This is a genomic window from Stenotrophomonas sp. YJH_SMC_64 (assembly GCF_059371375.1).
The window spans coordinates 14456-38818 of the sequence record NZ_JCAFUN010000013.1 but is presented as its reverse complement, the minus strand read 5'-3'; the positions used below and the strand labels follow the sequence as shown (position 1 = coordinate 38818).

20 protein-coding genes, 3 tRNA genes and 1 pseudogene are annotated in these 24363 nt (G+C 67.2%); 9 read left to right on the top strand and 15 right to left on the bottom strand.

Features of this window, described 5'->3' with window-relative positions; all coding sequences use genetic code 11:
- The first annotated feature begins 103 nt into the window (after positions 1 to 103).
- Positions 104 to 658 (top strand): DUF3011 domain-containing protein, encoded by a 555-nt coding sequence (locus AC5P9L_RS14920; RefSeq protein ID WP_049430631.1) that lies wholly within the window; start codon positions 104 to 106, stop codon positions 656 to 658.
- A 168-nt stretch (positions 659 to 826) separates the two neighbouring features.
- Positions 827 to 1030 carry a hypothetical protein gene (locus AC5P9L_RS14915; RefSeq protein WP_005410416.1) on the top strand — a complete coding sequence of 68 codons (204 nt, stop codon included), beginning with the start codon at positions 827 to 829 and terminating at the stop codon, positions 1028 to 1030.
- A gap of 68 nt (positions 1031 to 1098) precedes the next feature.
- Here AC5P9L_RS14915 and dxs read toward each other — a convergent pair whose 3' ends face one another.
- The 7 genes from dxs to AC5P9L_RS14880 form a co-directional block, all read right to left on the bottom strand.
- Positions 1099 to 3006, bottom strand: coding sequence for a 1-deoxy-D-xylulose-5-phosphate synthase (dxs, locus tag AC5P9L_RS14910; RefSeq protein ID WP_099498004.1), 1908 nt, complete (start codon positions 3004 to 3006; stop codon positions 1099 to 1101).
- 105 nt (positions 3007 to 3111) lie between these two features.
- Positions 3112 to 3777 carry an HNH endonuclease gene (locus AC5P9L_RS14905; protein ID WP_005410414.1) on the bottom strand — a complete coding sequence of 222 codons (666 nt, stop codon included), beginning with the start codon at positions 3775 to 3777 and terminating at the stop codon, positions 3112 to 3114.
- 465 nt (positions 3778 to 4242) lie between these two features.
- Positions 4243 to 6033: an acyl-CoA dehydrogenase C-terminal domain-containing protein gene (locus AC5P9L_RS14900; RefSeq protein WP_065183448.1), complete on the bottom strand. Its 1791-nt coding sequence runs from the start codon at positions 6031 to 6033 to the stop codon at positions 4243 to 4245.
- 65 nt (positions 6034 to 6098) lie between these two features.
- A complete protein-coding gene (locus AC5P9L_RS14895; RefSeq protein WP_049395301.1) occupies positions 6099 to 6575 on the bottom strand; it encodes an LEA/WHy family protein in 477 nt (158 codons plus the stop codon).
- Positions 6576 to 6744: 169 nt separating this feature from the next.
- Positions 6745 to 7296 carry a lipocalin family protein gene (locus AC5P9L_RS14890; RefSeq protein WP_099480775.1) on the bottom strand — a complete coding sequence of 184 codons (552 nt, stop codon included), beginning with the start codon at positions 7294 to 7296 and terminating at the stop codon, positions 6745 to 6747.
- A 193-nt stretch (positions 7297 to 7489) separates the two neighbouring features.
- Positions 7490 to 7565, bottom strand: a tRNA-Phe gene (locus AC5P9L_RS14885).
- A gap of 73 nt (positions 7566 to 7638) precedes the next feature.
- Positions 7639 to 7714: transfer RNA gene (locus tag AC5P9L_RS14880), tRNA-Phe, on the bottom strand.
- 337 nt (positions 7715 to 8051) lie between these two features.
- Between AC5P9L_RS14880 and curA the strand changes: the two genes are divergently transcribed.
- Positions 8052 to 9077, top strand: coding sequence for an NADPH-dependent curcumin/dihydrocurcumin reductase (curA, locus tag AC5P9L_RS14875; protein WP_111117833.1), 1026 nt, complete (start codon positions 8052 to 8054; stop codon positions 9075 to 9077).
- 73 nt (positions 9078 to 9150) lie between these two features.
- On the opposite strand, the gene AC5P9L_RS14870 is transcribed toward curA, so the two are convergent.
- The gene (locus tag AC5P9L_RS14870; RefSeq protein ID WP_005414045.1) at positions 9151 to 9993 is read right to left on the bottom strand and encodes a bifunctional transcriptional activator/DNA repair enzyme AdaA; all 843 of its coding nucleotides are present in this window, start codon (positions 9991 to 9993) and stop codon (positions 9151 to 9153) included.
- A 132-nt stretch (positions 9994 to 10125) separates the two neighbouring features.
- Between AC5P9L_RS14870 and AC5P9L_RS14865 the strand changes: the two genes are divergently transcribed.
- Together AC5P9L_RS14865 and AC5P9L_RS14860 are read left to right on the top strand one after the other, a co-directional pair.
- Complete coding sequence (locus AC5P9L_RS14865) at positions 10126 to 10887, top strand: SDR family oxidoreductase (RefSeq protein ID WP_099490303.1); 762 nt, start codon at positions 10126 to 10128, stop codon at positions 10885 to 10887.
- Positions 10888 to 10991: 104 nt separating this feature from the next.
- The gene (locus AC5P9L_RS14860; protein WP_181501403.1) at positions 10992 to 11165 is read left to right on the top strand and encodes a hypothetical protein; all 174 of its coding nucleotides are present in this window, start codon (positions 10992 to 10994) and stop codon (positions 11163 to 11165) included.
- Positions 11166 to 11226: 61 nt separating this feature from the next.
- On the opposite strand, the gene AC5P9L_RS14855 is transcribed toward AC5P9L_RS14860, so the two are convergent.
- The 4 genes and pseudogenes from AC5P9L_RS14855 to AC5P9L_RS14840 all read right to left on the bottom strand — a co-directional run bounded on the left by AC5P9L_RS14855 (position 11227) and on the right by AC5P9L_RS14840 (position 14285).
- A tRNA-Ala gene (locus tag AC5P9L_RS14855) sits at positions 11227 to 11302 on the bottom strand.
- A gap of 94 nt (positions 11303 to 11396) precedes the next feature.
- A pseudogene (locus AC5P9L_RS14850) lies at positions 11397 to 12325 on the bottom strand (alpha/beta hydrolase).
- Entirely contained in the window at positions 12315 to 13208 is an 894-nt protein-coding gene (locus AC5P9L_RS14845; protein ID WP_099490305.1) for an alpha/beta fold hydrolase, read from the bottom strand. Before AC5P9L_RS14845 ends, AC5P9L_RS14850 begins: the two are co-directional and overlap by 11 nt.
- A 21-nt stretch (positions 13209 to 13229) precedes the next feature.
- Positions 13230 to 14285 carry a sugar phosphate isomerase/epimerase family protein gene (locus AC5P9L_RS14840; RefSeq protein WP_262101885.1) on the bottom strand — a complete coding sequence of 352 codons (1056 nt, stop codon included), beginning with the start codon at positions 14283 to 14285 and terminating at the stop codon, positions 13230 to 13232.
- Positions 14286 to 14386: 101 nt separating this feature from the next.
- Between AC5P9L_RS14840 and AC5P9L_RS14835 the strand changes: the two genes are divergently transcribed.
- Positions 14387 to 14968, top strand: coding sequence for a TetR/AcrR family transcriptional regulator (locus AC5P9L_RS14835; protein WP_049437387.1), 582 nt, complete (start codon positions 14387 to 14389; stop codon positions 14966 to 14968).
- Positions 14969 to 15176: 208 nt separating this feature from the next.
- Complete coding sequence (locus AC5P9L_RS14830) at positions 15177 to 17507, top strand: TonB-dependent receptor (protein ID WP_262101886.1); 2331 nt, start codon at positions 15177 to 15179, stop codon at positions 17505 to 17507.
- Positions 17508 to 17595: 88 nt separating this feature from the next.
- Here AC5P9L_RS14830 and AC5P9L_RS14825 read toward each other — a convergent pair whose 3' ends face one another.
- The 3 genes from AC5P9L_RS14825 to rnd form a co-directional block, all read right to left on the bottom strand.
- Positions 17596 to 19668, bottom strand: a complete 2073-nt coding sequence (locus AC5P9L_RS14825) for a DUF4034 domain-containing protein (protein ID WP_262101887.1) — start codon at positions 19666 to 19668, stop codon at positions 17596 to 17598.
- A gap of 246 nt (positions 19669 to 19914) precedes the next feature.
- Positions 19915 to 20076, bottom strand: coding sequence for a hypothetical protein (locus AC5P9L_RS14820; RefSeq protein WP_225792047.1), 162 nt, complete (start codon positions 20074 to 20076; stop codon positions 19915 to 19917).
- A gap of 131 nt (positions 20077 to 20207) precedes the next feature.
- Positions 20208 to 21287 carry a ribonuclease D gene (rnd, locus tag AC5P9L_RS14815; RefSeq protein WP_049459982.1) on the bottom strand — a complete coding sequence of 360 codons (1080 nt, stop codon included), beginning with the start codon at positions 21285 to 21287 and terminating at the stop codon, positions 20208 to 20210.
- Between the two features lie 84 nt (positions 21288 to 21371).
- Between rnd and AC5P9L_RS14810 the strand changes: the two genes are divergently transcribed.
- Positions 21372 to 23264 carry a formylglycine-generating enzyme family protein gene (locus AC5P9L_RS14810; RefSeq protein ID WP_049459983.1) on the top strand — a complete coding sequence of 631 codons (1893 nt, stop codon included), beginning with the start codon at positions 21372 to 21374 and terminating at the stop codon, positions 23262 to 23264.
- Positions 23265 to 23352: 88 nt separating this feature from the next.
- A complete protein-coding gene (locus AC5P9L_RS14805; RefSeq protein ID WP_059034932.1) occupies positions 23353 to 24249 on the top strand; it encodes a M48 family metallopeptidase in 897 nt (298 codons plus the stop codon).
- Positions 24250 to 24363: the final 114 nt, after the last annotated feature.

The window sequence follows — 24363 nt, the reverse complement described above, 5'->3', positions numbered from 1 at the left end:
GGTTGCGTTGTTTGAATGGGGAAAAACCGGCGTCACGCGCCCCCCTGTGCGCCGTGCCGGGAATCCCGGATGCTTGCGCCATCGTATTCATCTGGAGATCTCGATGGGCAAGGCACTCACCTGGCGTACCCTGGCCTGCACCCTGCTGCCGATGCTGGCGGCGGCGGGTGGCGCCCAGGCGCAGAGCTATGGCTACGGCTATGACGATGACCGCTACGGTGGCCGCGAAGGCAGCGGCATCGTGCGCTGCGAGTCGATCAAGAACCGTAGCAACGAGTGCCGTCTGGAGGGCCGCGCGCGGATGATCCGCCAGTTGTCCGGCTCGCCGTGCGTGGAAGGTGAGACCTGGGGCCAGTCGCGCTATGGCGTCTGGGTGACCCAGGGCTGCCGCGCCGAGTTCGTCGGCGAGTACCGTCGTGGCGGTGGCTGGGGCAATGGGGGTGGCTGGGGCAACGGCAACGGTTGGGGCGGCGGCGAGGTGATCACCTGTCATTCCAATGGGCATCGCCAGGAGTACTGCGACGCCCGCATCCGCCGCGGCGTGCGCCTGGTTCGCCAGGATTCGCGCAGTGCCTGCATCGAGGGCCAGACCTGGGGCTGGGATCGTCGTGGCATCTGGGTCAGCGACGGCTGCCGGGCACAGTTCCAGGTGAACTGAGCGTGCCCCTCTAAAATCAGAAAAATCTGATACAGCTCACATTTTGAATTGCCGTATCTTCTGCGATCAGGGCATCTCTGTGTGTCCCTGATCTGTTGCGACGATGCCTGCCGTGATCGGCAGGAATGTCCCGCTACCGTCGATACGCTGCCTCAAGGAGTGAGCCGCATGTTGATCCGCCTGCAATGCGAACAGCGCCAATGGCGCGTGCTGCATCCGGACCGGCCGGAGCCGATCGATTTCCGCGACGGTGCCCGCGCGTTCGACTTCGCTGAAACCCTGGCGCGCCTGCACTTTGTCGATACCGGGCAGCGCGCCGCGGTGCGCGTGGAAGCCAGCGGCGCCTTCGTGGAAGCGGTCAGCTACGGCTGAGGGCGGGGGTGTCAGGCCAGATCCTGTTTCCGGGTCCCGCTATCCACGCCATGCGCTGGCAATCGGCCTCAGCCCGCCGCGCTCAGCGGCGGGGTACCTGTGACCAGCTGCGGCCAACGCTTGAGCACGGCCGCACGGATGCCCGCTGCGTCGATGCCGGCTTCGGCCAGCAGGTCCTCGCGGCTGGCGTGGTGCTGGTAGCTGTCGGGGAGGCCCAGATGCAGGATCGGGCGCAGCACGCCCTCGGCATTGAGCAGCTCACCGACGCCGGAGCCGGCGCCACCGGCCACCACGTTGTCTTCAATCGTCACCAGTCCCTCGTGCTGGGCGGCGACAGCCAGCACCAGCTCGCGGTCCAGCGGCTTGATGAAACGCATGTTGACCACGCTCAGGCCCAGCTCGCGGCCAACCTGTTCGGCGGCGGCCACGGTGCTGCCGAAGGCGAGCAGGGCGATACGACTGCCCTGCAGGCGCAGCTCGCCCTTGCCGATCGGCAGGGTGGACAGGTCGGTGCCAGCGGCGACGCCGGTGCCGGTGCCGCGCGGATAGCGCACGGCAGCCGGGCCCGGGTGCTGCAGGCCGGTGCTGAGCATCTGCCGGCATTCGGCTTCATTGGATGGCGCCATGACCACCATGTTCGGCACGCAGCGCAGGAAGCTCAGGTCGAGGTTGCCGGCGTGGGTCGCACCGTCCGGGCCGACCACGCCGGCGCGGTCGATCGCGAACAGCACGTCCAGGTCCTGGATCGCCACGTCATGTACCAGCTGGTCGTACGCGCGCTGCAGGAAGGTCGAGTAGATCGCCACCACCGGCTTGCCACCCTGGGTGGCCATGCCGGCGGCGAGGGTGACCGCATGTTGTTCGGCAATCGCCACGTCGAAATAGCGCTGCGGGTATTCCTTGCTGAAACGCACCAGGCCGGAGCCTTCGCGCATCGCCGGGGTGATGCCGTACAGGCGGGGCTCGGCGGCGGCGGCATCGCACAGCCAGTCGCTGAACACATCGGTATAGGTCGGCTTCTTGGCACCGGCCTTGGCCACCAGGCCCTTGTCCGGATCGAACGGGCCCACGGCGTGGTAACCGATCTGGTCGCCTTCGGCCGGCTCGTAGCCCTTGCCCTTGGTGGTCATCACGTGCAGCAGCTTCGGGCCCTTGGAGGCGCGCAGCGTCTTCAGCGTGGACAGCAGGGCGGGCATGTCGTGGCCGTCGATCGGGCCGGTGTAGTGGAAGCCCATCTCCTCGAACATCGTGGACGGCACGAACATGCCCTTCCAGTGTTCTTCCCAGCGCTTCACGAAACGCGCCGGGTTGTTCTTCTTGTCACCGAGGATCTTCTTGCCGCCTTCGCGCAGCGCATTGAGCGTCCGGCTGCCGGTGGCACGGCCGAGCATCTTGGTCAGGCCGCCGACCGCCTCGGAGATCGACATGTTGTTGTCGTTGAGGATCACCAGCAGGTTCGGTTCCGGGTCCATGCCGCCGGCGTGCATCAGCGCTTCGAAGGCCATGCCGGCGGTCATCGCACCGTCACCGATCACCGCCACGATCTTGCGGTCGTCGCCTTCGGACTGGCGGGCAATGGCCATGCCGAGTGCCGCCGAGATCGAGGTGGAGGAGTGGCCGACGCCAAAGGTGTCGTATTCGCTCTCCTCGCGCTTCGGGAATGGCGCGACGCCGTCCTTCTGCTTGACGGTGTGGATCTGGTCGCGGCGCCCGGTCAGGATCTTGTGCGGGTAGGTCTGGTGACCGACGTCCCAGACCAGCTGGTCGACCGGAGTCTGGTACAGGTAGTGCAGGGCCACGGTGAGTTCGATCACGCCCAGGCCGGCGGCGAAGTGGCCACCGCTCTTGCCCACCGATTCGATGAGGTAGGCGCGCAGTTCGTCGGCAACCGCCCTCAGTTCGGATTCGTCGAACGTGCGCAGGTCATCCGGCGTCTGGATGCGCGCGAGGCGGGGATAGCGGGCAGAGTCGATCATCATGTTCGCACTTTTTCTGAATGCCCATTTTCGCCCTCAAACGGGGGTGGGGCAAGCAAACGCCGCCGTCCGTGACAGGACGGTGAGGGTTGCATTTTCAGGCGTTCAGGTGCTCAGTTTCGACCGCTTGGGCAATTGCGCCTTCAGGAAGGCCATCTGGTCGGCCAGGATGTTGCGGTTGGACAGGATCAGGTGCTCGATCCAGCTGGGCCGGTAGGGCACGGCCAGCAGCGGCATTCCGGCCTGCTGCGGGGTGCGGTCGCTCTTGCGCGAGTTGCAGTGGAAACAGGCGGTGACCACGTTTTCCCAGCAGTCCAGGCCGCCCTTGGACAGTGGCACGACGTGGTCGCGGGTGAGCGTGGGGCGGTTGAACTGCTGGCCGCAGTACATGCACAGGTGGGCGTCGCGGGCGAACAGGGCCGGGTTGGTCAGGTTCGGCGTGGGGTCGATCGCGCGGGAGCGGGCATGGCCGCGCGCGGCGATGATCGGGTGCAGGTCCATGCCGCTCTGCAGGCCGCTGAAGCGATTGGTGCCGCCGTGGATGTGCAGGCAGGGATCGCCCAGCGTCCAGGCCACCGCTTCGCGGGCGTAGAGGCACGCCGCATCCTGCCAGGTGATCCAGTCCAGTACGCGTCCGTGGGCATCAAGCGAGAGCAGCCGGACCGAACCGGGGCGATGCAGCGTCGTGGCGTTGGGCGATGCTTCGGCGCCCGGAGCAGAAAACGGAGCTCCGGCTTCGATCAGACCCAAGCGTGTAGTGTCTGTCTCCATCGGGAGAACAGCTTATACCTGAATGTTGACGATTTGTGTATCGCCTGTCGGCGATACGCAAATCGCAACGATTCAGGTCCGCGCATTCCTCCTAATCCCCCGCACCTGTCGGTGCGCCCCCTTTAGCAACCCAGCCCGCCGTTGGCGCGCTGGGTTGCCCGCGCATTCTTCCTAATCCCCGCGCCTGTCGGCGCGCCCCCTTTAACAAAAGGGGGCTCTTCTCCAGAGGGATTTAGGGGGTTCTCATCCACGCGTGGCGTGGATCTGCAGCAGCGGAAATCTGTCGAAGGCGGGGTGGGTCCGGTTGCGGGGGCGTGAGCGCCATGGATGGCGCGATCGAGGCTAAAGGAACGTATTTGCGCCGTCCCCCGCAATTGGACCCACCTCGCCATCCCGCAGGAAGCCAGCTATTGCGGTTGCCGGCCAGCGGCCGGCACTACCGCGGGTGCCGGGCGGCAGCCCGGCTCAGGCGCCGAAGCGCTCGTCGTCCATCGCCATCAGCGGGGCGGCGCCGGCCTGGATCGCGGCGGCGTGGCTGAGGGTGCGCGGCAGCACACGGGCGAAGTAGAAGCGGGCGGTTTCGCGCTTGCCCTGGGCGAAGGCGGCGCCGTGCGCGCTGGCGTCGGCGGCGGCCACGCTGCGGGCCCACCAGTAGGCCAGTACCACGTAGCCCGAATAGAACAGGTAGTCGTAGCTGGCCGCACCCAGTTCGTCTGGATTGCCGGCCGCGCGCTGCAGCACGTCCAGGGTCAGCTTGCCCCATTCGGCGGCCTTGGCGCGCAGCGGGCCGATGAACTCGGCCAGCGCTTCGTTGCCTTCATGCTCCTTGGCGAAGGCTTCGATCTCGGCCAGCATCAGCTTCAGGCCGGCGCCCTGGCTGGAGGCGGTCTTGCGGCCGATCAGGTCCAGCGCCTGGATGCCGGTGGTGCCTTCATACAGCGTGGTGATGCGGGCATCGCGGGCCAGCTGTTCCATGCCGTGTTCGCGGATGTAGCCGTGGCCACCGAAGCACTGCAGGGCGTTGTAGGTGTTCTCGATGCCCCATTCGGTCTGGCAGGCCTTGGAGATCGGGGTCAGGAAGCTCACCAGGGTGTCGGCGCGCTCGCGCTCGGCGGCATCCTCGGCATGGTGGGCGACGTCGATCAGGGTGGCGGCGTGCAGGGCCAGCAGGCGGCTGCCTTCGACCAGCGACTTCACCGTCAGCAGCATGCGGCGCACATCCGGGTGCACCAGGATCGGGTCGGCCGGCTTGTCCGGGAATTTCGCACCGCTCAGGGCGCGCGACTGCAGGCGTTCACGGCTGTACTTCAGTGCGTTCTGGTAAGCGCGCTCGGACAGGCCGATGCCCTGAAGGCCGACGCCCAGGCGCGCGGTGTTCATCATGGTGAACATGGCCTGCAGGCCCTTGTGCGGCTGGCCGACCAGGTAACCCTGCGCACCGTCGAAGTTCATCACGCAGGTGACCGAACCCTTGATACCCATCTTGTGCTCGATCGAGCCGCAGCGCAGTGCGTTGCGCTCGCCGACATTGCCATCGCGGTCGACCTTGAACTTGGGCGTGACGAACAGCGAGATGCCCTTGGCGCCCGGAGGGGCGTCGGGCAGCTTGGCCAGCACCAGGTGCACGATGTTTTCGGTCAGGTCGTGCTCGCCGGCGGTGATGAAGATCTTGGTGCCGGTGATCGAGTAGCTGCCATCGGCGTTCGGCTCGGCCTTGGTCTTCAGCAGGCCCAGGTCGGTACCGCAGTGCGGCTCGGTCAGGCACATGGTGCCGGTCCAGCGGCCCTCGATCAGCGGCTTGAGGAAGGCCTCGTGCTGCCAGGCCTCGCCGTGCTGCTTCAGCGCTTCGATGGCGCCGTGCGAGAGCAGCGGGAAGTTGCCCCAAGCCAGGTTGGCGGCGTTGATCATTTCGTTGAGCGGCACGCCAAGGGTGTGCGGCAGGCCCTGGCCACCCAGTTCCGGCGAGGCGGTCAGGCCGGTCCAGCCGCCATCGACGAACTGGTCGTAGGCCTGCTTGAAGCCGGGCGGGGTGGTCACTTCACCGGTGGCCTGGTCGAGCACGCAGCCGATCTCATCGCCAACGCTGTTGAGCGGGGCCAGCACGGTGGCGCTGAAGCGGCCAGCTTCTTCCAGCACGGCATCGACCACGTCGGCGGTGGCGTCGGTGAAGCCCAGGCGGGCGAACAGGGGTTCGACCTTGAGCACGTCGTGCAGGGCGAAACGGAGGTCGGAAAGCGGGGCGGTGTAGCTGCTCATCGGTACGTCTCGATTTGATCAGGGCAGGGGAGAGCGGCGCCAGGCGCCGCGACGGAAGGTGGAAATCAGCGCAGCACGCCCGGCAGGCCCGGGGCCTGGTTGAGGGTGCTGCGGCTGCTGATATCGAAGCTGCGCTGCTTCTTTTCCTGCGGCGTGGCCGCGACCGTTCCCTTCAGGCCATAGGCCAGGGTGCGGTTGCCGGCCAGTGCATCGGCCACCACCAGGCGTGCGGCCGAACTGGGCACCAGGTCGACATTGATGACATCCGCGGAGGTGCCGCCGATGGAGATACCGGGCTTGGCCTGCAGGGTGCCGGCGTCGCTGTCGCCGACGGTCAGTGCCAGCGAGACGTCATCGAAGGTCATCGGCATGGAGCTGTAGTTCTGCAGGCGCAGCGCCACGGTCCAGTTGCCGTCGGCGCGCACGGTCAGCTGCTGCAGGCTGGCCGCCGGTTCCGAAACACGCTTGACGATGCCGTTGCCACAGGCGGCAAGGGCGAGGGTGCTCAGGACGATCAAGGCGATACGGAAACGGTGGAGCATGGGCGCAGGTCCTCTGGAGGCGGTGCGTTGGAATAAGCATACTACGGCGTATGGTCGTTTGGATCGCCTGTGGCGAGCCGTCGCAGAGGGTAGCGCGTGAAAATGGCGGCGGGGCGTGCGCAGCGCTGGATCTTCGGGCGCACGGTGCGCGTACGGATTGAACTGCGGCTCAATCGGCGGGCGTATCGCGAAGCGGGGCCATCAGGCGCAGCGGGCGCAGGTCGTAGCCCATGGCTTCGGCTTTTTCCTTCAACTGCTCGAACCGGGCGCGGTCCATTTCCGGCAGGCGCGAGAGGATCCACAGGTATTTCCGGTCCGGTTCACCAACCAGGGCCCACTGGTAGTCCGGGTCCAGCGCCAGCACCCAGTAGTCGGCCCAGACCAGTGGCACCCAGCTCAGCCAGTCCGGAACGAAGCGCACCTGCAGTTGGCCGGGATGGCCAGCCACCGGGCGTGCAACGCCTTCGGCGATCACGCGTTCTCCGTCGGCTTTGCGGCAGGCATTGGTGACACTGATGCGGCCATCGCGGCGCAGCCCGTAGTTGGCGGTGATCTCGCTGACGCACTGCTTCTGGAATGACACCGGCAGGTGAGCGATCTCGTGCCATTGGCCTGCATAGCGGTCGATGTCCAGCGTGTCGACTGCACGCACCGGTTCGGCGGCGATCACCGGGGCGGCGGCCAGCAGCAGGCAGGCGAGCAGGGTGGGGCGCAATTGCATCGGCAGGCTCCGGCAGGAATCTGCAGCGTAGGTGCCGCGGCGGGTACCGGTGTAAATGTTTCGTCAACCAGACGGCGGTGGCCCGGCATGAATCGAGGCCATGGAAGGGGCCAGCGCCAGGTAGACCCACGCCATGCGTGGATGGCAGGCCGCACGCAAAAAAAAGACCTGCATTTCTGCAGGTCTCTGAAGATGGTGGCCGAAGACGGAATCGAACCGCCGACACGGGGATTTTCAATCCCCTGCTCTACCAACTGAGCTACTCGGCCAAATTGTGTGGCAACCGTGATCAAACCCGGTTTCCGGAAAAAAAAGACCCGCATTTCTGCAGGCCTTCGAAAGTGGTGGCCGAAGACGGAATCGAACCGCCGACACGGGGATTTTCAATCCCCTGCTCTACCAACTGAGCTACTCGGCCACATGTTTCGTTGCAGCGAGGTCGCTGCCAAGGACGCGTATATTACGGAGGTCGGCTGCCTTCGGCAAGCGTTTTGCCAAGATTTCTTCACATTGCCGTCTGCGGGCTCGCAAGTGCTTGATCCTCCGTTGTGGGACGGGGGCGTGGTCAGTCGATCATCGTCTGCGGTGGAAATCAGCAGATCGCCGCGATCGCCAAAGCTGCAAGGCCAAGGGCTGCGCCCGGACCCGCGCCGCGCTGGTCCATGGAACGCTGTTTTCATGGCCGTTGCCGGCGATCGTTGCAGCGTAGTGTCGGCATTCCTTTCCTGATGCTGGCAACAGCAGAGCCGGTCACCATGCCCGATTCCCTCGCTACCTCCCGTATCGTGCTGGCCTCGCGTCCGCAGGGCGCACCAAGCGCGGCCAACTTCCGCCTGGAACAGGCTGCGCTGCCGGCATTGGGGGATGGCGAAGTGCTGCTGCGCAACCGCTACCTGTCGCTGGACCCGTACATGCGTGGACGCATGGACGAGGGCCCGTCGTACGCCGCGCCGGTGGCGGTGGGCGCGGTGATGGAAGGGCAGACCGTGGCCGAGGTGCTGCAGTCGAACGCCGAGGGCGTAACCACAGGTGAGTTGGTGCTGGCGCCGGGTGGCTGGCAGACCCATGCGGTGCTGCCGGCCAAGGCGCTGGGGCGTCGGCTGGATCCGGCCGGCCTGCCGTTGAGTACCGCGCTGGGGGTATATGGCATGCCCGGCTTCACCGCCTATTCCAGCCTGCACGAAATCGCCCGTTTGAAGCCGGGTGAGACGCTGGTGGTGGCTGCCGCGACCGGGCCGGTGGGCGCGACCGTCGCCCAGCTGGCCAAGCTGCAGGGCGCGCGCGTGGTCGCCATCGCCGGTGGCGAAGCCAAGCGTGCCTACCTGCAGACGCTGGGCGTGGACGTGGCGCTGGATCATCGTGCGGCCGACTTTGCCGAACAGCTGCGCGCGGCGGTGCCCGCGGGCATCGACGTGTATTTCGAGAACGTGGGCGGGCACGTGCTGGATGCGGTGCTGCCGCTGCTCAACGACTTCGCCCGCATTCCAGTGTGCGGCACCATCGCCACCTACAACGAGCGGGGCATCGAGCAGCCCGGCCCGGACCGGTTGCCCGCACTGTTCAGCCAGATCCTGCGCCAGCGCCTGACCGTGCGTGGTTTCATCGTGCACGACTTCAACCACCTGTGGCCGGACTTCGAACGCGAGATGCGGCAGTGGCTGCGCGAAGGTCGCATCCAGTACCGCGAAGATGTGGTGGAAGGGCTGGAGAATGCGCCGGAGGCGTTCTTTGGGCTGTTGCAGGGGCGCAACTTCGGCAAGCTGGTGGTGAAGCTGGATTGAGGGCTTGGCGGCGTGCCGACCAAGGTCGGCACCTACCGGAAGCTGAGCGTGCCGATCAAGGTCGGCACCTGCTTCAGGCAGTCGAGGCCTTTTCCCGGCGCAGCAGTTCGCGCTTGCGCGCTACGCCCCACGCATAGCCGGACAGGTCGCCGTCGCGGCGCACCACGCGGTGGCAGGGGACTGCCACCGCCAGCGGGTTGCTCGCGCATGCGCGGGCAACCGCACGGCTCGAGCGCGGGGCGCCGATGCGCGCGGCGACATCTGCATACGACGCGGTCTGCCCGCGCGGAATCTGCTGCAGTGCCTGCCACACCCGTTGCTGGAACGCGGTGCCGCGGATATCCAGCGGCAGCGTGGCGCCTCGCGAAGGATCCTCGACCAGGCCTACCACCTGTGCCACCAGTTGCTCATAGCCCTGGTCGGCACCGACCAGTTCGGCTTGGCGGAAGCGTTGCTGCAATGACTGCAGCAGCGTCTCCGGATCGTCGCCGAGCAGGATCGCGACCACGCCGGTGGCACTGCTGGCCACCAGCACGCTGCCCAGTGAGCTTTCGGCAAGCGCGAAGTGGATGACTTCGCCGCGCCCGCCTGCGCGCCATTGCTTGGGCGTCATGCCCAGCAATTTCGGTGCGTTCTCGTAGAAGCGCCCACTGGAACCGAAGCCGGCATCGTGGAAGGCATCGGTGATGCGTTCCTGCTGTTGCAGCCCAGTGCGCAGGCGGTCGGCGCGCAGTGCCGCAGCGTACTGCTTCGGGGTCAGCCCGGTTGCCTGCTTGAACAGGCGATGCAGGCGGGTCGGGCTGCAGCCTGCGATGTCGGCCAGTTCCTGCAGCGAGGGTTCGTCGAGGCTGGCCTGCAGATGGCGGCAGACCCGTTCGACGCGGGCGTCGGTCGTGGGGGAGGCGGTGCTGTCCATGGGCGGATTCTGGCACGTGCCGGTTCTGCGGAAACTCCGTTTACTGCACCGACGGGCCAGGCCCGGAAACGGAGTGTTGGCAGGCCGAAGGCGCGGCATCGTGGCGGCCACTCCACAACCGGTACTGCCACCATGCGCCTGAACGATAAGATCGCCCTCATCACCGGAGCCAGCGCCGGCATCGGCCGCGCCAGCGCGCTGCGCTTCGCCGCCGAAGGGGCGAAGCTGGTGCTCAACGCACGGCGGCCGGAGCCACTGCTGGCGCTGGCCGAGCAGATCCGTGCCGCCGGCGGCGAGGTGGTGGTGCATGCCGCCGACGTGGCGGATCCGGCCACGGCCCCGGCGCTGGTGGAACTGGCCCAGCATTCCTTCGGCGGCCTGGACATCGCGCTCAACAATGCCGGCATGCTCGGCCCAGGCGTGCCGGCAGCGGAGTTCCCGGTGGACGCCTGGCGCGAGGTGATGGCCACCAATCTGGATGCCGCGTTCCATGCCGCACGTGCGCAGTTGCCGGCACTGCTGGCGCGCGGCGGCGGCTCGCTGGTGTTTGTTGGCACTTTTGTCGGCCACACCGTGGGCTTCCCCGGCATGGCGGCCTATGCGTCGAGCAAGGCCGGGTTGATCGGCCTGAGCCAGGTGATCGCCGCCGAATACGGTGCGCGCGGCGTGCGCAGCAACGTGCTGCTGCCCGGTGGCACCGATACCGAGATGGGCCGGCAGGCGGCACCGACCGGCGATGCGCGCGACTTCGTGCGCTCGCTGCACGCACTGAAGCGCATGGCCGAGCCGGAGGAGATCGCCAACGCGGCGCTGTTCCTGGCCAGCGATGAAAGCAGTTTCGTTACCGGTACCGCGATGCGCGTGGAGGGTGGGGTGTCGATCACGCGGACCTGAGTGCGCGGCTGCACGCGGCGTTGGCGGCAGGTTGACCTGCGGCTTACCCGGCAGTCTCTAGCGTGGACGCCAGCGCGGGCTTTCCGCCGGCGAGGGAGTGTTCGATGAACGTGCGCAGCAACCGCCAGAACGATCCGAAGCAGGGCGTGCAGGAAAGCCGCCAGGACAGGAAGCAGGACGATGTGGCCAGGCAGCGGCCGGGGCAGCGCGATCAACAGGTGCGCGATACGCATTCGCGCAGCCCGCAGCGCAAGGATGGCGGCCAGGAGCCTGCCTGAGCCAGCACCCGGAAAAGAAAAAACCCGCAGATCGCGAGGATCTGCGGGTTCTTCTGAAAAGTGGTGGAGCCAAGGAGGATCGAACTCCTGACCTCGTCATTGCGAACGACGCGCTCTCCCAGCTGAGCTATGGCCCCACGGCAGGGTTTCAGTGTAGCGCTGCCTGCCGGGCTTGCCAAGCGCCGGGCCGGGACGGTGGTCGCGCCGCGTCGGCTACCGCCCCTGACCGGTTCAGGACAGGGCCCGGCGCAGCAGCGCGCCGGCACAATGTGCCGCCACGTCGGTGCTGGCACTGACCGCGTGCAGGTGGATGCAGGCATGGATCATCCCCGGCACAGCCGCTCGAGCGTGCAGTCGACACCTGCCGCCTGCAGCCGCCGTGCGTACTGTTCGGCCTCATCACGCAGCGGGTCGTGCTCGCAGCTGAGTACCGAGGCTGGTGCCAGTCCATGCAGATCCGTTGCATGGGCAGGCGAGGCCAGTGCCGGCGGTGTGGCAGGATCACCGAGATAGGCCTGCCAGCAACGCTGCATCAGTTCGGCGCTGAGGTAGTAGCCACTGGCGTACTCGCGATAGGAGTCGCTGCCCATGCCGGCATCCAGTGCCGGGTACAGCAGCAACTGGTGGCGTGGCTGCGGCAGGCCGAGATCGCGCAGCCGCAGGCAGCAGGCGGCTGCCAGATTGCCGCCGGCACTGTCGCCACCGATTGCCAGCCGTTGCGGGTCCAGTCCGAGGCTGACCGCGTTGGCCAGCAGCCACGACCAGGCATCGGCAACGTCGTGCAGCGGCAGCGGGAACGGATGCTCCGGCGCCAGCCGGTAGCCCACGGCGACAATCACGCAGCCGCTGGCATTGGCCAGCGCGCGGCAGGGGCCGTCATAGACCGCCAGCGAACACTGGAACCATCCGCCGCCATGCGCGAACAACAACGCCGGTGCCGGTCCATCGGGCAGCCCTTCCGGTGTGTAAAGGCGCACTTCCAACGCGTGGCCGTCGCGTGCGATCACCGCATGCTCGATCACATGCGCAACCGGCTGCGGCGCGCCCTGCAGCTGGGGCAGCGCGCTCTCGCTGATCGCACGCAGCTCGCGCAGGTCGTCCGGCAGTGGATGGGCCGCGACGGCATCGACGAACTGCTGCAGCGCGGGTTCAAGCTGCATGGCGCGCCTCCTGCAGGAACGGCAGCAGCTGCGCCAGGAACGCCTGCGGCGCTTCTTCCATGATGAAGTGACCGCAGCCCGGCACGATGCTGCCGCGCACGTTGTCGGCATGCGGTTGCAGGGTCAGCATCGGCGCATCGGCGGTGGCGTGCTCGGCGCCGATGGCCAGCACCGGCATCGCCAGCCGGCGCTGCGCACGTTCCTTGTTCTGGCGGATGGTTTCCGGAATCGCGCGGTACCAGGCGAAGCCGGCCCGCAGTGCGCCGGGGCGGCTGTAGGCGGCGATGTAGGTATCGGCAGCCACCGCGTCGCGGCGGTACGACCAGCGGTCGAACATGAATTCCAGGTAGGCGCGCTCGCGACCGCTGATGAGTGCCTCGGGCAGGTCGGCCACCTGGTTGAACATGAAATGCCAGAGGAAGATGTTGTCGGCCGGTGCGGCGAAGATGCCCGGTTCCGGCGCCAGGCCGGGAATCACCGCTTCGGTGACCGCCAGTTGGCGCACCGCCTGCGGCTGGTCGCTGGCCAGTGCATAGGCGATCCACATGCCGATGTCATGGCCGACCACCTGGTAGCGCTCGTGGCCCAGCGCCCGCATGGTCTGGTGCAGGACGGCGGCGGCACTGCCGGTGTCGTAGCCGTGGGCAGGGCGGTCAGATTCGCCGATGCCCGGCGGATCAACCGCGATGGCTTCGAAACCGGCCTGGGCCAGGGCGTGCAGCACATGGCGCCAGGCATACCAGGTCTGCGGCCAGCCGGGAATCAACAGCACCGGTTCGCCGTGGCCGGCGGAGACGCAATGCACGCGCTGGCCATCGATGCGCAGGTAGTGGTGGCGCAGGGCGTCGTCGCCGGCAGCGCCAGCGGGAAGGGAAGGGGTCATGGGGGAGTGCTCCGTGGGGGCTCAGGCGATGCCGAGCATGTGCTGCATCTGCGCGGTGCTGATCGGAGCACCGGCGAAGTCGTCGAAGATCTTGTCGGTGACCGGAATGATGTGGTCGCGGATGAATGCAGCGCCTTCGCGTGCACCGGCTTCCTGGTCCTTCAGGCAGCACTCCCACTCCAGCGTCGCCCACCCCTGGTAGTCGTACTGGGCCAGCTTGGAGAAGATCGACTTGAAGTCGACCTGGCCATCGCCCAGCGAGCGGAAGCGACCTGCACGTTCGGTCCAGTCGGCATACCCGCCATAGATGCCTTGGCGGCCGCTGGGGCGGAACTCCGCATCCTTGACGTGGAACATGCGGATCAGCGGGTAGTAGATGTCCAGGTACTCCAGGTAGTCCAGCTGCTGCAGCACGAAGTGGCTGGGATCGAACAGGATGCGGCAGCGCTGGTGCTGACCGACGCGCTCGAAGAAGCGCTCGAAGCTGGTGCCGTCATGCAGGTCTTCGCTGGGATGGATCTCGTAGCAGAGGTTGATGCCGTTGTCCTCGCAGGTATCGAGGATCGGCCGCCAGCGTCGTGCCAGCTCATCGAAGGCCGCGTCGATCAGGCCCGGCGGGCGCTGCGGGAACGGGAACAGGTAGGGCCAGGCGAATGAGCCGGAGAAGGTGCCCATGTCCTGCAGGCCCAGCCGGCGGGAGGCACGGGCGGCCAGGTGCAGTTGCTGCTGCGCCCATTCGCTGCGCGCCTTCGAGTTGCCGCGCAGTGCTTCCGGCGCGAAGCCATCGCAGAGTTCATCGTAGGCCGGATGCACGGCCACCAGCTGGCCGAGGATGTGGGTGGTGAGCTCGCTGACCTGCAGGCCGTGCTCAGCCAGGGTGCCGCGGATGTCGTCGCAGTAGTCCTGGCTGTCGGCGGCGGTGGCCAGGTCGAACAGGCGTGCATCCCAGGCCGGGATCTGCAGTGCCTTGAAACCGTGGCCAGCGGCCCACTCGGCAATGCTGGCAAGTGAGTTGAACGGGGCCTGGTCGCCGGCGAACTGCGCCAGGTGCAGGCTGGGGCCCTTGAGGGTCTGCATGTGTTGCTCCAATTATTTGTCGGGCGACAAAGAATAGGCGCGACCCTCGCGATGGTCAACACCCGCGTTACACTGCGCGTCTCACTGGAGCAGGCAGGCAGATGGCAGGGCGACCGCGCGAATTCGACAGGGACCAGGCGTTGCGCAAGGCGATGCTGCTGTTCTGGCAGCACGGCTACGAAGGCACGTCGATGTCGGCACTGGTCGAAACGCTGGGCATTGCCTCTGCACGCATCTACGCCGCGTTCGGCAGCAAGGAGCAGCTGTTCCGCGAAGCCGTTGCGCTGTACGAAGAGGGCGAGGGTGGTTTCGCGCCGCGCGCGCTGGAGCAGGCCACGCTGCGCGAGGCGATCGGGTCCATGCTGCGCGAGGCGGTGCTGACCTACACCCGCCGTGGGCGTCCGCACGGCTGCCTGGTGGTGTCCTCGGCCAGCAGCGTTTCGCCTGATGGCGAGGGCGTGCGGGACTGGCTGGCCAGCCATCGTCGCCAGCGCACGGCGGCGATCATCGCGCGGCTGCAGCAGGCGCAGGCCGAGGGTGAGCTGGCCGACGACGCGGCGGTGCAGGCGCTGGGTGACCACTTCGCCACGGTGCTGCATGGCATCTCGGTGCAGGCGCGTGACGGCATCAGCCGCGAGCGCCTGCTGGCGATGGTCGATGTCGCGTTGACCCCGTTGCCCTGAGATCCGGGGTCAGATCCGTTCTCCCTTGGGAAACGGATCTGACCCCAAACGGTGCTGGCTGACTGTGCCGAAACCGCTTTTTTCGCCGGGTTCGGGTGTCGCGCAACGAAATCGTAACAATTTGGGGGATAATGGCCGCTTGCGCAGTTTTCCCCCTTTTTGCCGCCCGGCCCGCGCAGGCCGCACGGACGCCTCCTCAGAGCATTGCATGCCCTCCCATACCGATTCCCGCCGCCTGTCGGGTCTGTCGTCTTCCCTTGTTTCCTTCCGCCGCCACCCGCTGGCCTTGGCCTGTGCCGGCCTGGCCCTGGTCGGCAGCTTCGGTGCCGCCGCGCAGGACAGCGCGCCGACCCCGACCGGGCTGGACACGATCACCGTGACCGCCGAACACCGCGAGCAGAACCTGCAGGAAGTGCCGGTCTCGGTCGGTGTGGTGCAGGGCGAGCGCATGCGCGACTTCACCGCCGGCGGCGACGACACCCTGCTGGCGCTGTCCGGCCGCGTGCCGAGCCTGTATGCGGAAACCACCACCGGCCGCATCTTCCCGCGCTTCTACATCCGTGGCCTGGGCAACATCGACTTCTACCTGGGTGCCTCGCAGCCGGTGTCGATCATCCAGGACGACGTGGTGCTGGAGCACGTGGTGCTGAAGTCCAACCCGGTCTATGACGTCGACCAGGTGGAAGTGCTGCGCGGCCCGCAGGGTTCGCTGTTCGGCCGCAACACCACCGCCGGCATCGTCAAGTTCGACACCCTGAAGCCGACCCAGGATTACACCGGCCGCGTCAGTGCCAGCTATGCGACCTATAACAGCGTGTCGATCGACGGCGGCTTCGGCGGCCCGATCAACGACATCGCCTCGTTCCGCGTGTCGGCCCTGTACCAGCACCGCGACGACTACGTCGACAACACCTACAAGGGCCCGAGCGCCGACGGCACGGTCAGCCCGAAGAAGAACGCCATGGGCGGCTTCGATGACCGCAACGTACGCGCGCAGCTGCTGCTGACCCCGAGCGACCAGTTCTCGATCCTGGCCTCGGCCCACGCCCGTGATTACGAGGGCACCTCGACCCTGTTCCTGCGCGGTGCGCTGACCAAGGGCTCGAACAAGACCGACGTGCCGCGTGACAAGGTCGCCTACGACGAAGCCGACAACAACCCGCAGGCCTACAAGACCTACGGCGGCTCGGTGAAGGCGCGTTACGACTTCGGCGCGATCGACTTCACCTCGATCACCGCCTACGAAACCACCTCCGGCTACAGCCGCGGCGACACCGACGGCGGCGCCGCAGTGAACTTCCCGGTGAACGGCGTGCCGAACGGTTACGGCCAGTCGATGGGCCGCATCCGTGACCTGGACCAGTGGACCCAGGAATTCCGCCTGGCCAGCCATGATGACAGCGCCCTGCAGTGGCAGGCCGGTGCGTTCTACTTCAACGGCAGCGACACCACCGACTTCTACCAGCGCGCGTGGTTCCTGCAGGGCGCGGCCCGCAACCCGAACAATTGGGTGCGCCTGCGCAACAAGAACACCTCGTGGGCCGGTTTCGGCCAGATCAGCTACGCCTTCACCGACAAGTTCACCGTCACCGCCGGCCTGCGCCAGACCAAGGACGAAAAGCACACCCGCCTGCTGAAGACCGCTGACACTGCCGCCGGCGTGGTCACCTACAAGGGCCGCAGCGACGTCAGGATGTCCGACACCACCCCGAGCTGGGATCTGAGCGCGATGTACCAGATCACGCCGGACGTGAGCGTCTACGCCAAGGTCGCGCGTGGCTTCCGTGGCCCGACCATCCAGGGCCGTTCGGCGGTGTTCAATGCCGATTTCACCACCGCCGATTCCGAGACGATCCTGTCCTGGGAAGCGGGCGTGAAGAGCAGCCTGTGGGACAACCGCCTGCGCCTGAACGCCACCGCGTTCACCTACACCGTCAACGACATCCAGCTCAACGGCAACGATTCGGACGGCAATGGCGTGCTGTTCAACGCCGACAAGGCCAAGGCCTACGGTTTCGAAGCGGACATGGAGCTGCGCCCGATCCCGAACCTGACCCTGAGCGCCGGCCTGAGCCTGCTGCACAGCGAGATCAAGGACAAGCGCGTGTATGCGCAGGTCTGCGGCCTCAACGGCCAGGTGGTGTGCACGGTGAATGACCCGACCATCAAGGTCGGTGCCAACACCTTCGCCCAGATCGACGGCAACCCGCTGCCGAACGCGCCGAAGTACAACGTCAACCTGGCCGCCCGCTACGACTTCCCGGTCAGCGACGCGGGCACCATGTTCGTGTCCACCGACTGGAACAAGCAGGGTTACACCAGCTTCGTGCTGTACGACAGCAAGGAGTTCAACTCCAAGGGTGACTTCGAGGGTGGCCTGAAGATCGGCTACTCGGGCAACTACGGTGCCTACGAAGTGGCGCTGTTCGCGCGCAACATCACCAACGAGAAGAACCTCAAGGGTGTGATCGAGAACTACATGGCCGCGGTCTACAACGAGCCGCGCACCGTGGGTGTCTCGCTGAACATGAACTGGTAATGCGCTGTCGCGATGGCGGGGCATCCCGCCATCGCACTGCTGGAATGCAAAGGGCGGCCCGGTGATCCGGGCCGCCCTTTTCGTTGCTTCAGACTGCAGTGAGGTTGCTGTCCTGGCTGCGCTGGCCGAAGGTCAGGGCCCAAGTGGCGCTGTCCACCTGCTGCCGGTCCTGTTCCTGCTGCTTGCGTGCGCGGCTGGCACCGAACCAGCGGCCTTCGCCGTTGATCAGCGGTGCCATGCGTACCACGTCCACATACTCCGGATCGATCTCGCTGGCACGCTGCAGCCAGCTCAGGGCGAGGAATGCATTGGCCGGGACGCCGTTACCGAAGTGGTAGATGTCGGCCAGATAGCCGGCAGCCCACAGCTTGTCGTCGTCGTCGCCGCGCCACCACAGCGGAATCAAGGCGCGTTCGACCGCTTCGCGCTTGTGCGCGTCGTTCCGGCCATCGAATGCCAGGCAGGCCAGGTTGCGGCAGGTTGGGCCCCACACGCGCTCGCCGGCCTCGGCCTCATCCAGGCAGCGCAGGTACAGCTCGCGCGCACGCGCTTCGTTCTCCGCGCCGCCTGCGGCGACGAGACGGACGGCCAGGTTGTAGGTGGCGATCAGGTCGCCGCCTTCCACCGCACGCTCCTGCCAGTAGGCGGCCTTTTCCGCATCGGCGAACTGTGGTTGGTCACGGCCACCGAGGCGGCCCTTGTACAGGTCGCACAGCGCCGACATCGCGCCGGCGTCGCCATCGTCCGCCATGCGCTGCAGCAGCGACAGGCCGGCGGCCTGTGAGACATCGCAGAACAGATTGGCGGCGAACGTCACCGCCGAGGTGTCGTCCTGCTGCGCAAGCTTCAACGCGCGCTGCAGCAGGACACTGGCGCGTGTCGGGTCGCTGGCCTGGCCGAGCAGGCCATGCTCGATGGCGGTGGCGGCCCACAGCAGGCCGATCGCCGAATCGCCTTCGCGCGCGGCATAGTCCACCACCTGTGCGAACAGTGCTTCGGCACCGTCGACATGGGCGAACCAGGTGCAGGCCTCGAGGTTGCTGAGCCCCTCATGCAGGACCACATCGCGGTCCAATGTCCATGCCTGCTGCAGATCTTCAAGCACCGCCTGCATGTGGTCCGGATCCCACTGCACGACGCCTTCGCTGTCTTCAACGCGGCCAAGCCGGTAGCGCAGCCCGGCGCGCTGGGCCAGCACCTGCGCGCGCAGGTGGCGGTCCAGGTGCCAGTCGAGGATCTGCGTGTAGGCGCGCTCGTGCGCGGCCACGGCCTCGGCATCCTCACGGTGGGGCAGATCGCCCATCCAGTCCTGCTCCTTGTGCCACCGCAGCGCGTTGCTCTGCGCCAGTTCCAGGCCACGGCACCAGCTACCCTCGATGAAGTTCTCCATCGCCTCATGGCTGCCGCCCCAGCGCGGGTACAGGAAGTACAGGGTGTCTTCCAGCGTGGCCAGATCGTCCGGGCGCTGCTCCAGCACCAGGCGCATCCAGTACGCCAGTGGTGCGTCGAAATCGTCCTGGCTGCGCTCGCGCAGCAATGGGGGCAGCGTATCCGGCAGCGTCTGCAACGGCGTACCGAAGCGCGACAGCAGCTGCAATGCCTTTGGCCAGGCTTGAGGGTAGTGCTCGGCCAGCGCGGCGTCATCGGATGCGGCGGGCTGCCCGGCCTGCAGCGCACGCAGCCAGTTCGGTTCGCGCAGGTAGCTGGTGATGCGCTTGATGCCATCCAGCGCCAACGCAGGTCGTGGCGACAGCGGTATCGCCTGCAGGTAGGCGTGCACGGCATGATCGCGGGCCAGCTGTGCCGCCAGCCACTGGCTGTCTTCGACCAGTGCGGCAACGTCGGCGCTGCGCAGTTCGCCGGCAGCGTCCTGCCAGCAGGCGCCCAGGCAAAGCCAGGCGTAGTAGCTGCCGGGGGCGGCCGAAGCCCACTGCTGGGCCAGTTGCAGGCGGGCTTCCAACGTCAGCGTGGCGTCGTGCAGGTTGCGCAGCCGCCAGCGGATGCCGGGCAGCGCATTCTCTCCCTGCAGCCAGGCCAGCTCATGTGGAGCAAGCAACGCATCCAGTTCGGCATAGCGCCGTTCCTGCAGCGCAGTGCGCGCCTGCACGCGCCAGGCAAGGTCTTCGGGGGAAAGCCCGTCTTTTGCAAATCCGTTTGTCATTGCTGCAATCCAGCGAGTACGAGGCTGGACATTAGAAGCGCGGTCGTCAGCGGCGGCAAGCAGGACATGCGGCTGCCGTGTCGATGGCATTCAGCAGGAGGCTTGAAGGTGAATCCCGTCACCCGGAACAGGCGTTCGCGTTGCGGATCGTCCATGTGCAGCGGAAAGGCAAGCAGCAGCTCGGGCCGGTAGGCGAGTGTGCCCTGGCCCTGTCTCTACGCCTCGATTCCGGGAAATAGCCGTGCATCAGGCGTGCGGATGCAGCCAGGGTTCGAGCTTGTCCTGCTCGCTGGCAACGGGGGCCTGTTCGATCAGGCGTGCCGAAAGCGCGAGGTAGTGAACCGAACGGGCCAGGTCCAGCCCGCCCGTCAGTGCCGCGCAGGCGTTGAGCTGGCTGCTGCGATCCATGCAGGAGTGTCGCCGGCCAGCAGCGTGACGATCGTCCATCGCAATACGCCGGAAGAGGGCCATGCAGGCACGCAGCAATGTCCTTGTCGAGCATTGGCAGGGCCGCCCCGCGAGGCGGCCGATGCGGGTTGCTAGTTTCCCGGCAGCAGCGCCTGCAGGCGCGACTCCAGTTCCTGCTGGCGCCAGCCGGCCAGTGCGGCGGGCCATTGGCGACGTTCCAGATAGCTTTCCAGGTGCTTGCGCGAGGCAAGGATGCCATCTGGCAGTCCCAGCTCGCGGCTGCGTTCGGCCACGGCATCCTGCAGCTTCTTCAGCGCCTGCTTGTTGCTGTCGTTGGCCGGCAGCGCCAGCGGCGCGTCGGCTTCGTCGGCCAGCGGCGTGGACAGCGCCTGCCACACGGCGCCGGCCAGTTTGCGCGGTGCCTTTGGGAACTGCTCGAACAGCTTGCCCAGCGCTGCCTCGTCGGCCGGAGGTGTGCGCGCCAGAGTGGCGGCCAGTTCGTTGTCCAGGATCCAGCTTCGCGGGCGGTCGCTGCTGCGTGCCTGCACATCACGCCAGCGCAGCAGGCGCAACAGGCGGTGCTGCGCGGCGTCATCAAGGAACTGTGCCGAGCGCATCGCCAGGTGCGGCCAGCGATCTTCATCGTTGGCGACGCTGGCCAGCAGGCGCTCGCCATCGTCGTGCAACCACTGCTGGCGGCCGAGCGCCTGCAACCTGGCATCAATGGCGTCGTGCAGTGCGAACAGGTGCTCGACATCGTCGGCGGCGTACTGCAGCTGCGACTCGGACAGCGGGCGGCGCATCCAGTCCGAGCGGGTCTCGCCCTTGGCCAGCGCCACTCCGGTGATCTCCGCCACCAGCTTCTGGTAGCCCATGCCGCCGCCGATGCCGGCCAGTGATGCCCCGATCTGGGTGTCGAACAGCGGTCGCGGCAGCACGCCGCAGGCCCACTTGAAGGCAACCAGGTCTTCGCTGGCGCTGTGCATTACCTTGGTGATGGATTCATCGGCCAGCCAATGCGCAAGCGCCTCGGTCATGCCGGGAATCAGCGGGTCGATGAGCAGGATGTCCTGCCCGACCGCCATCTGCACCAGGGCCAGCTGCGGCCAGAAGGTGCGTTCACGGATGAATTCGGTGTCCAGGCCGATGCGGGTCGGGCGATGCTGGAAGTACGCATCCAGCTCGGCGGGGGTGGTGATCCAGGTTGCCACGGGTCAGGGCCTACTACTCGGGTTTGCTCAGGCAGGGGAGAATAGCCTAACGTCGGTCCGCGTCTGTGCCGAAGGAGGCTCTGCTTGCGTTTTCCGTTGTCGCCCGTGCTGTGCACCGCCCTGGCCGTGGCCCTGGCCGGCTGCACGCCGTCGCCGTCCGCGCCGGCGGAACGGGCCGCCAGCGAAGAGGCGCGCGCGGCCGAGGGCGCCGACACCGGCGCCAATGCCAGTTCGCAGGCCGGGCAGGGCAGCGTGACCATCGCCGGTGAAGATGCCGCCGAGGACGTACAGCAGTGGACGCCGCCACGGGTGGACCGCCAGGGCCGCAGCCTGGCCCAGTTGCGGCGCGCCGCCGAGCAGGCGTTCGCTGAAGGCCGGCTCTATGAAGATGCGGATGCCGCCATTCCGCTGTGGCTGGCGGTGCAGGAAGAAGACCCGGATGACCGCCAGGCCCGGCTGGGCCTGCAGCGTGCCCGCCAGCGCCTGCAGCAGCAGGCCGACGCCCTGCTGGTGCGGCCGCTGAAGCAGCGCGAGGCGCTGGCCGAGGCCAGCCGCCAGGCACTGGTGTTGCTGACCCTGTCGCCGAAGGACGAGCAGGTGCGTGCGCTGCAGGCGCGGGTGGAGCTGGCGCAACGGGTGGTGGCCTACAACCGTGCTGGCGAGGAGGACCTGCGCTCGGACCGTATCGGTGAGGATGGCGACGGTGCCATCGGCAACTTCCGTGAGGCGCTGGCGCTGGATGAAGACAACAGCCGCGCACGGCAGGGCCTGGCCGCAGCCGAGAGCGGGTTGATCCGCCGTGCCGAACAGGCTGCTCGGGCGCGCGATTTCGCCAGTGCGGGTACCTGGCTGGCCGAAGCCAGCAAAGTGCGCGATTCGTCGCCGACGATTGCCGACGCCTTCGAACGCATCGAGCAGATCCGCGCCGCCACGCTGCAGCAGCTGCGTGATGACGGACTGCGTGACCTTGCCACGCCACAAGGCCTGAAGCCGGCGCGCGAGAAGCTGGCCGAGGCGCTTCGCATCGCTCTGCCGGGTGATGCAGTGGTGGGCCAGCTTCGCGAGCGCATCGACCTGGCCACCCATTACGGGAGCTTCCGGCCAGGACAGGTGTTCAGTGATGCGATGCGCGATGGGGGGCGCGGACCGCAGATGGTGGTGGTGCCCCACGGTGGCTTCCAGATGGGTGCAGGCGATGCCGAGCCGGGCGCGAGCGATGCCGAGCGTCCGTCGCACTACGTGCGCTTCGATCGCGGCTTTGCCATGGCGATCACCGAGATCACCGTCAGCGATTTCGAGCGCTACGTGAAAGCCTCCAATGCGCGCCCGCGCGCGACCCGGCGTGGCCATTCGGTGGTCTACGACGAACGCAGCGGCAATTTCATCCGCCGCAGCGGCGTGGACTGGCGTTCCGACTACGACGGCGGTCGCGCGCTTGGCAACTCGCCGGTGATGCACGTCAGTGTGCGTGATGCCGAGAATTATGCGGCGTGGCTGTCCGAGCAGACTGGCCGCAGCTACCGGCTGCCCAGCGAAGCCGAGTTCGAGTACGCGCTGCGCGCTGGCAGCAGTGGCCGCTATCCGTGGGGCGATGCCGGCGTGCCGCCGCCAGGCAGCGGCAACTTCACCGGCAGCAAGGACGTTTCGCCTTCGGGACGGCACTGGCACAACGCGTTTATCGGGTACGGCGATGGCTGGTGGGGGCCTGCGCCGGTGGCCAGCTTCCAGGCCAATGCCTTCGGTCTGCACGATATGGGCGGCAACCTCAGCGAATGGGTGGCCGACTGCTGGCATGCCAGCTACCGCCGCGCACCGTCCGATGGCGTCGCCTGGTTCAACCCGGGCTGCCGGTCGCGGGTGATCCGCGGTGGCAACTGGGCCAATGCACCCGAGCAGACCCGCGCGGCCTGGCGGCAGTCCCAGGATTCGGATACCACCAATGCCCGCATCGGCTTCCGCCTGGTGCGCGGCATCTGAGCGGCACCCGGCTTCACCCGCTGCGGGCAGCGGCGCACTAAGATTGCGCCGTGCCCGCCAGCCGGCGGGGCCAGCAGGAAGTCCCCCGATGCGCAACGATCCCTTCTCCCGCTCGTCGCAAGGCCCACAGCGGCGTGGCCTGTTCGGCAACATCCGCTGGTGGGTGCTGCTGCTGGCCGCCGCCTATGCGCTGTTCTACTGGTTCTCCAACCGCACGGTCGATCCGTACACCGGCGAGAAGGTGATGATCGACAGCAGCCTGGACGCGCGCCAGGAAACCGCGCTGGGGCTGCAGGCCTACCAGCAGATCCTGTCGCAGGAACGGCCGATGGACCCCAATGCACCGATCGCGCGCGATGTGCGTGACATCGCCCAGCGCCTGATTGCCAAGGTCGATGTGGTGGAGACCGCGCTGGCCCAGGAGCACGGCGTGCAGCCGGCGCATTTCGCGCGGGATTTCCAGTGGGAAGTGAATGTGATCCCGTCCGACCAGGCCAATGCGTTCTGCCTGCCGGGCGGCAAGATGGCGGTCTATACCGGGCTGGTGCCGGTAGCACGCACCCGCGATGCGATGGCGGTGGTGATGGGGCATGAGATCGCCCATGCGCTGCTGCGCCATGGTGCACAGCGCATGGCCCAGCAGAAGCTGACCCAGATCGGGCAGGTGGCCGGCGCCGCCAGCGGCATGGATGCGCAGCAGCAACAGATGATGATGTCGGCGATGGGCTATGGCTACCTGCTGCCGTATGCGCGCAGCCACGAGACACAGGCGGATGAAGTGGGGCTGATGCTGGCCGCAGCGGCGTGCTTCGATCCCCGCGAGGCGGTGCCGCTGTGGCAGCGCATGGGCCAGGCCAGTGGCGGCCAGGCACCGCCGGAGTTTGCCTCCACCCACCCGAACCCGGGCACCCGCATCCAGAACCTGCAGGCGCTGATGCCGAAGGCGCTCGAGTACCGGCAGAAGTTCTGCGAGCAGGCGAAGTAGGGTGGTGTTCGGCAGGGCTGCGCCCTGCACCTGCCGAAGCAACAGCAACAGCAACAGCGTGCATTCCGTGGGATGGCGGGGTGGGTCCGGTTGCGGGGGCCGCTGCAAGTACGT

Excerpts from the sequence above, each read along its gene's own strand:
- AC5P9L_RS14915 (WP_005410416.1), top strand. The coding sequence starts at position 827 with ATGTTGATCCGCCTGCAATGCGAACAGCGCCAATGGCGCGTGCTGCAT.
- dxs (WP_099498004.1), bottom strand. The coding sequence starts at position 3,006 with ATGATCGACTCTGCCCGCTATCCCCGCCTCGCGCGCATCCAGACGCCG.
- AC5P9L_RS14870 (WP_005414045.1), bottom strand. The coding sequence starts at position 9,993 with ATGGACAGCACCGCCTCCCCCACGACCGACGCCCGCGTCGAACGGGTC.
- AC5P9L_RS14845 (WP_099490305.1), bottom strand. The coding sequence starts at position 13,208 with ATGACCCCTTCCCTTCCCGCTGGCGCTGCCGGCGACGACGCCCTGCGC.
- AC5P9L_RS14825 (WP_262101887.1), bottom strand. The coding sequence starts at position 19,668 with ATGACAAACGGATTTGCAAAAGACGGGCTTTCCCCCGAAGACCTTGCC.
- AC5P9L_RS14900 (WP_065183448.1), bottom strand. The coding sequence starts at position 6,033 with ATGAGCAGCTACACCGCCCCGCTTTCCGACCTCCGTTTCGCCCTGCAC.
- AC5P9L_RS14840 (WP_262101885.1), bottom strand. The coding sequence starts at position 14,285 with ATGCAGACCCTCAAGGGCCCCAGCCTGCACCTGGCGCAGTTCGCCGGC.
- AC5P9L_RS14890 (WP_099480775.1), bottom strand. The coding sequence starts at position 7,296 with ATGCAATTGCGCCCCACCCTGCTCGCCTGCCTGCTGCTGGCCGCCGCC.
- AC5P9L_RS14830 (WP_262101886.1), top strand. The coding sequence starts at position 15,177 with ATGCCCTCCCATACCGATTCCCGCCGCCTGTCGGGTCTGTCGTCTTCC.
- curA (WP_111117833.1), top strand. The coding sequence starts at position 8,052 with ATGCCCGATTCCCTCGCTACCTCCCGTATCGTGCTGGCCTCGCGTCCG.
- AC5P9L_RS14920 (WP_049430631.1), top strand. The coding sequence starts at position 104 with ATGGGCAAGGCACTCACCTGGCGTACCCTGGCCTGCACCCTGCTGCCG.
- AC5P9L_RS14895 (WP_049395301.1), bottom strand. The coding sequence starts at position 6,575 with ATGCTCCACCGTTTCCGTATCGCCTTGATCGTCCTGAGCACCCTCGCC.
- AC5P9L_RS14805 (WP_059034932.1), top strand. The coding sequence starts at position 23,353 with ATGCGCAACGATCCCTTCTCCCGCTCGTCGCAAGGCCCACAGCGGCGT.
- AC5P9L_RS14860 (WP_181501403.1), top strand. The coding sequence starts at position 10,992 with ATGAACGTGCGCAGCAACCGCCAGAACGATCCGAAGCAGGGCGTGCAG.
- AC5P9L_RS14820 (WP_225792047.1), bottom strand. The coding sequence starts at position 20,076 with ATGGATCGCAGCAGCCAGCTCAACGCCTGCGCGGCACTGACGGGCGGG.
- AC5P9L_RS14865 (WP_099490303.1), top strand. The coding sequence starts at position 10,126 with ATGCGCCTGAACGATAAGATCGCCCTCATCACCGGAGCCAGCGCCGGC.
- AC5P9L_RS14905 (WP_005410414.1), bottom strand. The coding sequence starts at position 3,777 with ATGGAGACAGACACTACACGCTTGGGTCTGATCGAAGCCGGAGCTCCG.
- AC5P9L_RS14835 (WP_049437387.1), top strand. The coding sequence starts at position 14,387 with ATGGCAGGGCGACCGCGCGAATTCGACAGGGACCAGGCGTTGCGCAAG.